This is a genomic window from Cronbergia sp. UHCC 0137, assembly GCF_034932285.1.
GTDB lineage: Bacteria > Cyanobacteriota > Cyanobacteriia > Cyanobacteriales > Nostocaceae > Cronbergia.
On sequence record NZ_JAYGHC010000089.1, the window covers coordinates 1 to 12017 of the forward strand.

Annotated in this window: 13 protein-coding genes and 1 CRISPR repeat array; of the genes, 9 read left to right on the top strand and 4 right to left on the bottom strand. The window is 37.4% G+C overall.

What is annotated here, in order from left to right:
- Positions 1-40: 40 nt before the first annotated feature.
- Positions 41-740: direct repeats of the CRISPR family, unit length 36 nt; unit sequence GTTTCCATTAATTCCACTTCCTATTAAAGAAGCGTT.
- Positions 741-892: 152 nt separating this feature from the next.
- From VB711_RS25560 to VB711_RS25585, 6 genes are all read left to right on the top strand, one after another.
- Positions 893-1423, top strand: coding sequence for a hypothetical protein (locus tag VB711_RS25560; protein ID WP_323289245.1), 531 nt, complete (start codon positions 893-895; stop codon positions 1421-1423).
- Positions 1424-1439: 16 nt separating this feature from the next.
- Positions 1440-1901, top strand: coding sequence for a hypothetical protein (locus VB711_RS25565; protein WP_323289246.1), 462 nt, complete (start codon positions 1440-1442; stop codon positions 1899-1901).
- 19 nt (positions 1902-1920) lie between these two features.
- A complete protein-coding gene (locus tag VB711_RS25570) occupies positions 1921-2616 on the top strand; it encodes a hypothetical protein (RefSeq protein WP_323289247.1) in 696 nt (231 codons plus the stop codon).
- 457 nt (positions 2617-3073) lie between these two features.
- Positions 3074-4897 carry a DEAD/DEAH box helicase gene (locus tag VB711_RS25575; RefSeq protein WP_323289257.1) on the top strand — a complete coding sequence of 608 codons (1824 nt, stop codon included), beginning with the start codon at positions 3074-3076 and terminating at the stop codon, positions 4895-4897.
- Positions 4898-4964: 67 nt separating this feature from the next.
- On the top strand, positions 4965-5171 hold the full coding sequence (locus tag VB711_RS25580) for a hypothetical protein (protein WP_323289248.1): 207 nt from the start codon (positions 4965-4967) through the stop codon (positions 5169-5171).
- Between the two features lie 33 nt (positions 5172-5204).
- Positions 5205-5327 (top strand): hypothetical protein, encoded by a 123-nt coding sequence (locus VB711_RS25585; RefSeq protein WP_323289249.1) that lies wholly within the window; start codon positions 5205-5207, stop codon positions 5325-5327.
- Between the two features lie 146 nt (positions 5328-5473).
- Here VB711_RS25585 and VB711_RS25590 read toward each other — a convergent pair whose 3' ends face one another.
- Entirely contained in the window at positions 5474-5677 is a 204-nt protein-coding gene (locus tag VB711_RS25590; protein ID WP_323289250.1) for a hypothetical protein, read from the bottom strand.
- Positions 5678-5793: 116 nt separating this feature from the next.
- On the opposite strand from VB711_RS25590, the gene VB711_RS25595 reads away from it, so the two are divergent.
- Positions 5794-8358: a tetratricopeptide repeat protein gene (locus VB711_RS25595; RefSeq protein ID WP_323289251.1), complete on the top strand. Its 2565-nt coding sequence runs from the start codon at positions 5794-5796 to the stop codon at positions 8356-8358.
- A 378-nt stretch (positions 8359-8736) separates the two neighbouring features.
- Positions 8737-10041 (top strand): DNA/RNA non-specific endonuclease, encoded by a 1305-nt coding sequence (locus VB711_RS25600; protein ID WP_323289252.1) that lies wholly within the window; start codon positions 8737-8739, stop codon positions 10039-10041.
- Positions 10042-10101: 60 nt separating this feature from the next.
- On the opposite strand, the gene VB711_RS25605 is transcribed toward VB711_RS25600, so the two are convergent.
- Positions 10102-10494 carry a nuclease A inhibitor family protein gene (locus VB711_RS25605; protein ID WP_323289253.1) on the bottom strand — a complete coding sequence of 131 codons (393 nt, stop codon included), beginning with the start codon at positions 10492-10494 and terminating at the stop codon, positions 10102-10104.
- A 54-nt stretch (positions 10495-10548) separates the two neighbouring features.
- Here VB711_RS25605 and VB711_RS25610 point away from each other — a divergent pair, with 54 nt between their 5' ends.
- Positions 10549-11127, top strand: coding sequence for a hypothetical protein (locus VB711_RS25610; protein WP_323289254.1), 579 nt, complete (start codon positions 10549-10551; stop codon positions 11125-11127).
- A 68-nt stretch (positions 11128-11195) separates the two neighbouring features.
- On the opposite strand, the gene VB711_RS25615 is transcribed toward VB711_RS25610, so the two are convergent.
- Together VB711_RS25615 and VB711_RS25620 are read right to left on the bottom strand one after the other, a co-directional pair.
- On the bottom strand, positions 11196-11747 hold the full coding sequence (locus VB711_RS25615) for a GIY-YIG nuclease family protein (protein ID WP_323289255.1): 552 nt from the start codon (positions 11745-11747) through the stop codon (positions 11196-11198).
- A 44-nt stretch (positions 11748-11791) separates the two neighbouring features.
- Positions 11792-12017, bottom strand: a 226-nt coding sequence (locus VB711_RS25620) for a hypothetical protein (RefSeq protein WP_323289256.1), incomplete at its 5' end; no start/stop codon positions are given.

Sequence of the window (12017 nt, forward strand, 5' to 3'; positions counted from 1 at the left end):
GGGTCTAAGGACGGTTCGACTCCTCCCCCCGACACTTACAGTTTCCATTAATTCCACTTCCTATTAAAGAAGCGTTTTCAATAGTTATTTCTTTATCGGTTGCCGTGCTGATAAAGTTTCCATTAATTCCACTTCCTATTAAAGAAGCGTTAACTTCCTGCTTCCGTTGATTAGCTGCTTGTCTAATGTTTCCATTAATTCCACTTCCTATTAAAGAAGCGTTCTTGGCTACCGACAGCATCCCAATCAATATCATTAGTGTTTCCATTAATTCCACTTCCTATTAAAGAAGCGTTCTACAATTTCCCGTAAGTCACTATCAAGCATCAAGTTAATGTTTCCATTAATTCCACTTCCTATTAAAGAAGCGTTTTAAAGCTTTTCTAACGCTGGCCTTGATCCTGATTGGCGTTTCCATTAATTCCACTTCCTATTAAAGAAGCGTTCAGGAATGGCAACAGCAGGATCGCCGGCACGAACAGAGTTTCCATTAATTCCACTTCCTATTAAAGAAGCGTTTGCCGCGCAGCCTGGTCGAGGAACAGAACCTGCGCATCAGGTTTCCATTAATTCCACTTCCTATTAAAGAAGCGTTGTTGTGGCGAACGAAAAGGCGCTCGGCACCCGGAAAGGTTTCCATTAATTCCACTTCCTATTAAAGAAGCGTTTTAAGCTCCGCGAAGACAACCGTCGCGCCCTTGCTAGTTTCCATTAATTCCACTTCCTATTAAAGAAGCGTTGCTCTTGTCGAAGGCCACGGAATAGCAGCGCTTGATCGCCGGGTTTCCATTAATTCCACTTCCTACTCAAAGAAACTGAGAACTTAAATAAAGCCTTAGTTGATGATGCTATATCCCAGGCATTTAAGAAACATCTTCCTTCACCAGAAGCATTGATTCAACCTGCCCAGGAATATGCTAAACAAGCCGCAGGTGCTTTGGCTCAGGGGTTTTTAACTGAGGTAGGAAAAATCCAAGGGACAACCAACAAATTAATACAGCAGATGAGTTATATAAATCAAATGGCTGTTAAGGATAGAGAAATTTTTGTTGATACATTAGCCCAACAAGAAAAATCTAGTCAAGAAATTATTCAAGAGATTCAACAAATTAGTCAGGCAATTCAAGATAATTACCAAAGCGTTAATCATAATTTCACAGAACATACAGAACAAATTTCTGAAGGACTCCAAAAAGCAGCTACAGCTTTAGATAGTCGGATTGCAGCTTTGGAAAATTGCGCTGTTCAGGTAGCGAGAATTGTCGAATTTCAGCATAGTTTAGAACGGAGTTTACAGACATTAGAAAAAACAGCACAATTAGAACAGGTATTAGGAGAAGTGCGTACCAATCTAGCATTATTAAAACCTGTTTTGGAAAACTTGCATAAACCCCGGCGGATTACATTAGTTGAATCTGAATAAAAGCATTTATAAATTTATGCCAAGAAGAATCACTAAGCGTTCTGTCACTGAAATTGAACTGTTCCCATTTTTATCAGTTTTGGCTTGTACCATAGGTGTACTAATTTTACTGATTATTGTATTAATGGCGCAAACATTTAGTAATCAAAGACAAATTACTATTGTCGCTAAAACTGAAAATGGACAAAATCAGAGTAAACAACCCCGTTATATTGAATGCCGTAATGATGGTATTATTATCTATCCTAGTGAGAAATTTGTAGCATTAAATGAACTCAATAGTTCTTATTCTTCATTACAAACCTTATTAGAAGAAGTGAAAAATAATCGGGATAAACAATATCTAATCGTAGCAATTCGCCCTGATGGAATAGAAGTTTTTAAAATAATCAGAGCATTAATTGAATCTGAAGGAATTGATATTGGTTACGAACCTATTGACGAAGGATGGAAATTGAAAATTCAAGAAAATATCTGAAGATAACATTGGTATAAATATGAAAAGAAAACGTTATTTTACATCTCAACGTCCTCAACAAAATTTAGATTCTTTCTTAGACATTTTAACTAATACTGTTGGAGTCTTAATGTTTATTAGTCTGTTTATTACTTTAGTGGCTGTGCAATCGAGTACAATAGTCAGGACTCCATTAGCAAAGGAAACCGATAAACAACCAAACTTTTTTGAAATTAGTGGTAATCGAGTTATTTATTTGGATACTAAATCAGCTAATCAACAAATTAAAGATTTCTTTGGCAATTTACCTACTTGTGTTAAACCTAGTTATATTTCAGAATTTATTGATAGTTATATTGATGAATTAAGGAATTATAAAAATTGTGTAGAAAACCAATTACAACAGTTAAAAGATTTTCGTGTAGAAACAGAAAATTATGAAGTTGAATTAGTTGATTTAGATACTGGTTCGTGGCAATATAACCCTAAGTCAGTTAATAGTGGAGAATCAGCTACAGAGGTAAGTCAAGTTGATTCTGAATATAGAAAGACTTTATCTCAACTTGTACCTCAGAACGATTATTTGGCATTTTTGGTCAGACCCGACAGTTTTGCTACTTTTCGTCAAGTTAGAGAAATTGCCTGGAAAGCGGGTTTTGATGTGGGTTGGGAACCCAAAACGCCTGAAAGTCAGATTATTTTTGGTTCTGGAGGAAGAACGGTAGGTGTACAGTAGCACTTTATTAAGCCTAATTTTGGGGATATTTAGGCGATCGCTTTCGGTACTGCACTTTGCAACGTTTTTTCACTCAATTTTTGACGGAAACCAGAATTACTAACATCAGCAATACCTAAAATCAACTAACGCGATCGCTTTGCTGTCCGTAGACATCGCTCATCACTATTCAACAACAATCATAAATCAGAGGTAACACCCATGCCATTAATTCAGCAAATACAGTTTTAGGTGTTGTATTGCATTCCGTTCTTGAAGGAAACAATAATAAAAGCGATAGCTACGCTCTCTACGAGACGCTACCGCGTAGCTTGCTTCCTCAAAGAGGTACGCCGCAGGCATCGCCTTCGCAATACTGTAACCAATCGCAATTCCCAAAACACGCCAAAATTCTTAGAAAAACCCCCAAATAGTTATGGCCACACTGATTCCCTCATTTAATAGCTGTTCAATGAGAATGACCCCCGGCGAGAGGAGGTTAGCGCAGCGCATGGAGGAAAAACTAGATGATGATTACCTGCTATGGTATGACGTACCAATTGGTAAAAAGCAATTACACCCGGATTTCATTGTTTTACATCCCAGTCGGGGTTTATTTATTCTCGAAGTCAAAGATTGGAAACAGGACACCATTCAAACTGTTAATCCTTCCACATTTACCATAATTGCTGATAATGGAATCAAGGAAGTCAAGCACCCATTACAACAGGCCAGAGATTACACCCTAGCAGTCAACAAAATGCTAGAAAAAGACCCCGCACTGGTGCAGCAAGAAGGAGATTATCAAGGTAAATTAATTATTCCCTATGGTTATGGTGTGGTTCTAACTAACATCACCAGAAACGACTTAAATAATAGCGAACTCACCGCAGTTTTTGAGGAACATTTAATTATATGCAAAGATGAAATGCTACCAAGCACAGATGCCGGGGAATTTCAACAGAGAATTTGGAATTTATCAGCATATCAGTTTGGTAAGACACTCATCAGCCATCAAATAGATAGAATCCGTTGGCATATTTTTCCTGAATTACAGATTAGTAAACAATTATCTTTATTTGATCAAGATAGTAACACCGAAGAATCACCAAAGTTGCAAATCCCGGACGTTATCAAGATTATGGACTTACAACAGGAACAATTAGCCCGCAGTTTGGGTGACGGACATCGGATAATTCACGGTGTCGCTGGTTCTGGTAAAACCATGATTTTAAGTTATCGTTGTCAATACCTTACAAAACTCAGCAATAAACCCATTTTGATATTGTGCTTTAACGTCTCCCTTGCTGCCAAACTTCGGCAAATGATTCAAGACCCCAACAAAATCAGTCGTGTCAAAGTCCGACATTTTCATGGCTGGTGTATGGATCTATTAAAGAAATACAACATTCCCAAACCTGATCCTCAAGAATATCAAGGTGAAGTTTATATAGAAGAACTGGTAAACCGAGTAATTAAATCCGTTGATGCTAAATCAATACCTACTGGCACTTATGGGGCGGTGATGCTAGATGAAGGTCACGACTTTAAAGCAGAGTGGCTTAAATTAATTGCCCAAATGGTCAATCCTGAAACTAATTCTTTACTTGTTCTGTATGACGATGCTCAAAATCTCTACGGTGAAAAACGCTCTAAGAAATTTAGTTTTAAGAGTGTTGGTATCCAAGCACAGGGACGCACCACCATTTTGAAACTCAATTACCGCAATACGGAACAGGTTTTGGGGGTAGCCTACGAATTTGCTAAGGAAGTGATGACACCCACCACCGGGGATGATGATCAAGTAGTATTGGTGCAACCTACCAGTGCAGGCCGTCAGGGAACAATGCCAGATTTAATCAAACTTCCCAGTTTTAAACATGAGGTAGATTATCTAGCCCAACGAGTACAACAACTATATGAACGTGGTACACCCTGGAACGATATCGCCATTATTTATCGTAGTTATTTTATGGGCGATCGCATATCCCAAGACTTCCGACAAATGCAAATTCCCATTGAGTGGGTTAATGAAAACAATGACAGTCGTAATTATAACCCTGATAAAGAAAGTATAAAACTTATAACGATGCACTCAAGTAAGGGTTTAGAGTTTCCCATAGTGTGTATTCCTGGTGTTGGTTATATGCCCAATGAAAACCAAGAATTAGCAGAAGAGGCGCGGTTAATGTATGTGGCAATGACTAGGGCTATTGATCAACTAATTATTACCTGTCATCGTTCATCAGAATTTACCAATCGCCTAGAAAATGCACTAACAAAGGTTTCAGTTAAAGCATAGCATTGGCGCAGTCTAATAGCAGAATTGATTTGATACTGAATCCTACACCAAATTCTTAGGGGAAACCATGGTACATAACCTCAATATGACAGATACGGAATATGCCCAATTAGCAGCACAGGGTTATGATCCTAATTTAGAACTGCAATTAATTGAACTGGGTGAAACTCAACAGGAAGCACGGAAATTAACCCGCATCGTGGGACTAACTAAAAATAAAGCACCAGAGACAGAGGAAGAATGGGAAGAGTTTATAAAGGTGTGGGAAAATTAGCAAAGTCAAAATGACTACCAGGTATTTAAGGGATTGACTAATTCAGAAACCTATTCTAGTGGGTATTATTTGGAGTTGATCGCTAAAAAACGAGATGCGTTACTTTCGGTTGTTGAACCTCAAGGTGATGTGGGAAAGCAGTTGAGTCTGTTTTGAGTGGGGGATTATACTAATGATGAGGGCGATCATCTATGGAATTTGAGAGAGCGATCTGATAATAAATAAACCCCTGACAATAATTGTCAGGGATTTGGTCAAAACGACTGTTAGATATGACGGCATAAAACCATCGTTCTTGGGTATCAATCATTCAAAAAATGGGATGCCCACTCAACTATCTGTGCGATCGCTTGCAAAATTGGTTGCCAGAATTTGAGTATAAAACCTAGTACAGTAAATACAAATACTGCAATTGGCTGCCAAAATCGGCATAGCTGCCTGATTCTCCAAAGAAAAGATTTTCTTCTGCCATTCGGACGGCGGTTTACTATCTGTCGGCGATTCATTAGCAACTCCTATCAATTTGTTTGATGATTTTTAGTTTAGGAATTGCTAAATAGAAAGAAAATTGGTAAAAAATAGAATTATATAGAAGCAGTAAATCGGTTATAGGTTCGATTAAATGAATTACTCACATAATCTCTCAGAACATGAACGCCAGTTCTTAGAAGCAATGGCAAGACAGTTCAATTTCGGAGGTGATACCTTGACTGTGTTTTTATATCGTTTTGATAAAACAAATCGCTATAAAGACAATTCTTCATTGGTAAAAGAGATTAGCTGGTGGAACAGAGACATTGAATATAAGGCACAAAAATTGCAAGATGAGTTAACAAAAATTTGTCAAATATTAGAGAACAACGGCTGCCAGATTGAAAAATCGAAGCGAGGGAGACAGAGGAAAGGTAAAAGTCCTTGGGAGCAAGCTTTTAGATGGTTGTGGGACAATAAATTTATTGAATGGCAGCAAAGGCAAGAGAAGACAGATGGAATTGAGAATCAGCAAGTGATCGCTGATTTTACATCGTCAATGTCTCCTACTCCTCCTGCCCTTTCTGTTTATAAGCCGCAAAATTGGGTGGGGCGCAAGTTGATCATTAAGACGCTTCTTACAGATTTGCAAGGGCAAATTCGCTTGCTGTGTATCAGTGGCATTTCTGGGATTGGAAAAACCACTTTAGGTCAATGTTTAGCAAGCAAAGCTTGGGATAACGACCCATCATTTCAATGGATTAATCTGAAATTGGAGGAGCAAAGCCCAGACTTTACTACAACTGCAAATTATTTATTAGTTAAACTAGGAGAGAAAGAGCTTAATTCACAGGAACGTAACGACCCTAAGCGTTTAATGGAACGACTTGTTCGCAAACTCCAATTGCATCGCTATTGGATACAAATAGATGCTCTCGAATACTTACTCAATCCTAAACAGCCAACCGAATTTTCTGATCCTTACTGGCTAAGATTTCTTCAGCATTGTTTAACCGAAACGGAATTCCTCAGTCGTTTGATTCTGACATCTCAAGCACTACCAACTGCAATGGCTGAGTTTGAAGAATACAATTTTTGGAAAGAACAAAAGTTGGGGGGTCTATCTGTAGATTCACGGCATAATGAGCATTTAGATTTATTCAGCAAGAATGGCATCACTATTGATGCTTCAAGTCAGCTAATCTTAAATCGCATAGGACAGATTTACGAAGGACATCCGTTAGTTTTACAGGTGATTGCAAAAGAGATTCTGACAGATCCGTTTAATGGAAATGTGGAGAGCTATTGGCAACGCTATAGCAAAGAATTTGAGAGAGTTGTACGAGAACTGGAAATAGAACGGGTGAATCCTGCACTCTATAACCAAGAATTACAAAGACAAGTCCGCAAACGAATTGAAACCTCACTCAGAAAGTTGCCTACAAATGCGCTCGACCTTCTCTATCGTAGTTCTGTTTACCGCCGCCCTGTTCCTGAAACTTTTTGGCTTGCAATGATTGAGGATCGCTCTCCCATACAACAGCAAGAAGCCTATCAGATGTTAGGAGATCGCGGCTTGATAGAACGTGAGGGTATCCATCAAGGACAATTTCTCATCCGTATACACAACTTGATCCGTGCTGTTGGTTACGATCATTTAATATCAGACCGCCCTACATGGGAAGTTGCTGAACGTAAAGCCGCTAATCTATGGTTGACTGCCTACAAACCCGATTCAAATGTAGACAACTTGGAAAAGGTGCGTGGTTATATCGAAGCCTTTTATCACTTTTGTGAGATAGAACAATGGGAAGCAGCTAATGAAATTTTATTTTCTGAAAAATATCACCTACAATCAAGTTTAGGGATGTGGGGGTATTACCATGAAATTATCAAATTGTGTTCTAAGCTTTTAAATAATTTGGCTACTAAAGAAGAAATAAAAGTCTTAAATTTAATTGCCCTTGCTTACTTCAATATTAGTGAGTATAGGATGACAATTGAATACAGTCAGAAAGTTATAAATAATGCTCATTTAGTTGATGACTGTAAATATGAAGAAGCTCAAGCACTATTTACACTTGCTTCGATTTCTCGTATAAAAACTGAATATGAGCAAGCAATTAGGTACTATGAACATAGTTTAGCTATTCTATCTGAGCTTAATGATGAAAAACTAAGAATACAAGTTTTATCACAACTAGGTCTTGTCTATACTAAAAAATGTGAATTTGAGAAAGCTCTCGACTATTATCAACAAAGTTTAGCTCTCGCACGCAAAACCAAGGATCGCCATTGGGAAGGAATTACTTTAACTAACACAGGACATATCTACGTTGCTTTGGGAAATTATGATGAAGCTATTAAAGCTAACCAAGATGGATTAAAAATTGCTCAAGAGATAGGAAATCGTGCCGGTGAAGGATGGAATAATCGTAACATAGGAAGAATTTATACAATAATCAAACGGTATGAGGAAGCCGAAGATGTGTTGAAAAAAGCTATTAAAATTTTTGAAGATTTGAAGAAACCATATGGTGAACAATTAGTTTATGAGGATTTTGCTGTACTTTATTTGAGGCTGAAACGTTTAGATTTAGCTCTTGAGAAATATTATAAAGTTGTAAATATTTCAGAAAAAATTGGTGTTCCTTTATTTGAAGAATTTCCAGCAGAATATTTAGAATTAAAAAAAATTGCTGAATTTCAGCCTTGAAACCAACTCTCCAATACATTTAACGATAGTGGTGTAGAAGTAGTGATTTTTAGGACTAAAACTCTTGGTATCTCATAACCATATCACTACACCTTTACCACTACACCTTTACCACTACCCAAGTTCCATAGTGCGATCGCTTGGTAGATAAAAGCTGTAGGATTCAGAAATGGCAAATGTTTTCGGAGAGTGGCACAAGAGGATTAAAAACCCTAGTTTCAATATCAACAAAGTTTAACTTAATACTAACAAAAATTTAACCTGCGTAAATTCATTTACAGATTACGATATTTTTGTAACATTTGAAATATTAATTAAGTAAATCGCAAAGTGCCTACAACTTAATAAATACTCAAAAAGCAAAAGGAAATTATAGAAATGACACTGACTTATCCACAGAAAATTTGTCGGAACAGTTCGTTGGGAGCATTGATAATTCTACTAGGAACTTTCAATAGTCTACTTAGTGCAAAAGCGGCAACAATTATTGAAAGTTTTGAAAGTGGCTCTAAAACTAGCTATGCAGCAGCAGATGTTTCTCTCGGCACTGGAACATGGAACTTAAATGATGCCTTGATTGGTACTTCCTCCAGCGATCGGAAAAACGGTAGTAAATCTGTTCGCATCACAAATAGTGGCACAGTAAGCATGATGTTCAATCGAACTGGTGCTGGCACAATTACTATTAAGCACGCTAAATACGGTTCTGATGGTAACAGCACATGGAATTTGCGGTGTTCAACCAATAGCGGTAGTAGTTGGTTAACTGTAGGGGGTACAGTCACTACCAGTTCTACAACGCTTTCTGAAGCAACTTTCACACCTAACATTTCCGGTACAGTTCGTTGCCAAATCAGTAAGACTGATGGAAGTGCTAACAGACTAAATATAGATGACATCACCATCACTGATTATACTACTTCCAGTGGCGGCAGTGGCAGTAGTGGAAATGTTCATTTAACAATGGGCAACCCCAGTAATGCAGGTACTAGCACAAACAATTTATTATTAAATAAATCACAGTATGCGGTTGGGTATAATTGTGCAGCAGGTCGCCCAAACTGGGTATCATGGCAGCTAAACAATAGTTGGTTAGGATCAACACTTAGACAAGACGACTTCCGTAGTGACACCACATTACCTTCTGGTTGCTATCGTGTTTCAGGTACAAGTTATTCTGGATCTGGCTTTGACAGAGGACACATGGCTCCTAGCGCAGATAGAACTAAAACGGTTGCGGACAACTCTAGTACCTTCTTAATGACCAATATGATCCCACAAGCACCTGACAACAATCAAGGTGTTTGGGCTTCACTTGAAAGCTATACAAGGGATCTAGTAGCTCAAGGGAAAGAACTGTACATCATATCTGGTGGATATGGATCAGGAGGTACAGGTAGTGCTGGTTTTAAAACCAGTATTGATAGTGGTAGAATTTCAGTCCCTGCTCGTACATGGAAAATTATAGTGGTTGTAACACCTGGTACTGGGCTTTCTGGTGTCAACACAAGCACAAGAGTTATAGCTGTGGATATCCCGAATGCTCAAGGGGTAAGAAATGCTAACTGGAAAAACTACCGAGTTTCTGTAGATAGCCTCGAATCAAGGACTGGTTACGATTTTCTATCACAAGTTTCAACGAGCATTCAAAGCGTGATTGAATCACGAGTTGATACCTTGTAAATCTCGATAGTTCCAAAAATAAAAAAGCCTGTCTACATTTGTGGACAGGCTTACAAATTATTAGGTTTCAATAACTGTTGTAGAAACTCCTGCTAAATCTCCATTGACAGTTTTACCAATGATATAAACATCAATACTGATTGTACCTACTCTATAAACCTTGATTTCTTTTAAGTTATCGTTAAGGCTTGCCAGAAGAAATTGAAATTTTTTAACTTCTTCTTTTTGAATTTCATCGTGCCATTCTTTCTCAAAAGCACAATTTCTAAAGAAATATTCTAATTCAACTTCTTCTATTGGTGATTCTTGAGGATGATTTGTTAATTGAAGGATTTTTTGAGTTGTTAAAGGTTCTTTTTCTTCCCAGAAAATTACTTTGAAAGGATATTCTGACTCGCTCATCATCATCAATCCGTCGGTAGCCTGTTTTAAGATGTCAATGATATTAGTCATATAGCGTTTTATTTTTTGTTCTTCAATTAAATATTATCATCTTCACACTTAATTATGAAAACATTGAGAAAAATAAATTTTAAAATAAAGACTAGCAAATGGTATTGGCATTATACATTACAGGTTTCGATATTCTTCCTACCTGTAATTACTATATATTCTGAAAATGCCTTGGCTGAAACATCAAATATTATTTTTAGCAGTGGTAGTCAGTGTGGATTATCTATTTCTAGTGGGTATTCTCGTCAACAAAATAATAATCAAGATATCTTGAGTAGTGGTAATAATGATATTTTTCAAATCGTAACTACATTAAACACAAATCCTTGTATTAATGAACGTGATCTGGAAAAAATTAGACAAGATAGTGAAAAACAACGTGAGATAATCAGACAAGATAGTGAAAAACAACGTGAGATAATCAGGCAAGATAGTGAAAAACAACGTGAGATAATCAGACAAGATAGTGAAAAACAACGCGAGTACATGAGAACTTATTCTCAAATTATTAATACTTGTATTAACGCCAGGGCGCAAGCTATACAAAAAGAGATGAACCCTGACATTATTTGCAACCTTACAGAATTACAAACCACTTTAAACAACTTTCTACCTACATCTGAATCTAAATAGTTTTTACCAAAAGCTATGCGATGCCGGCGGCAAGCGTAGCTATCGCTCTAAAGTTTCCCCCAAAAAGATCAAGATTTAAACGGTTGTCCCCACAGTTCCCACATTTCTTTGTTAAAAGGAGATTTCCATTTTTGGATCAATGCTTGTTCTAGTGCTTGCCGGGGTTTTCTTTCGACTGGGGCATCCCACCAAAAGCCGATATTAACCGCCGTTTTAATTTCATAGCGATGATTGAGTTCTTGGTAACTACCAATGTACTCTTTACAGTCGTGGGTATTTTTCCACCGCTTGTTACTTTGGCTGGTTTCCCCAATATAAAGCAATATTTCAGCATCAGAGTCAATCACAAAATATATGGCTGCTTGACCATAATTATCGGGCATCCTATAAAACGCCATTGACTGTAAATATAGTTTAAATGGGTCTATTCGTTCAGGATCACAATGAGATGCTGCAAGATCAAACAAACTTACCTGCTGTGGTGCTTCAGTGTTTCTAATACGCTGCTGATAAGTCAAAACCCGTGATTTCCATTGCTGTAAAAATTCAGCATCCATCACTGGTTTTTGATTGTTTAAGTTTTTGTATTCGGTGGCTGAAAATAAACTAAGTTGTTCCATCTGCTACTGTCAATATTTTCTTAGCGGAAAATCCCAAAGGTACGTTATTCTTGCAAATAATCTATCACTGCCTCTAGGTCTAACATTGCCTGATTAAATCTATTTAACATTGCTTCTGCTATTTCTGGTTCAGCATTAACTTTTGCTAGTTTTTCTCTGACTACATGATCAAGTGCTTCTATCCACAGTGATAAATTGGTATTTCGTACTGCTGTTAATAACCCCATATTGGTAAGCACAGATAAATGAAAACCTAGATTATCTTGTCCG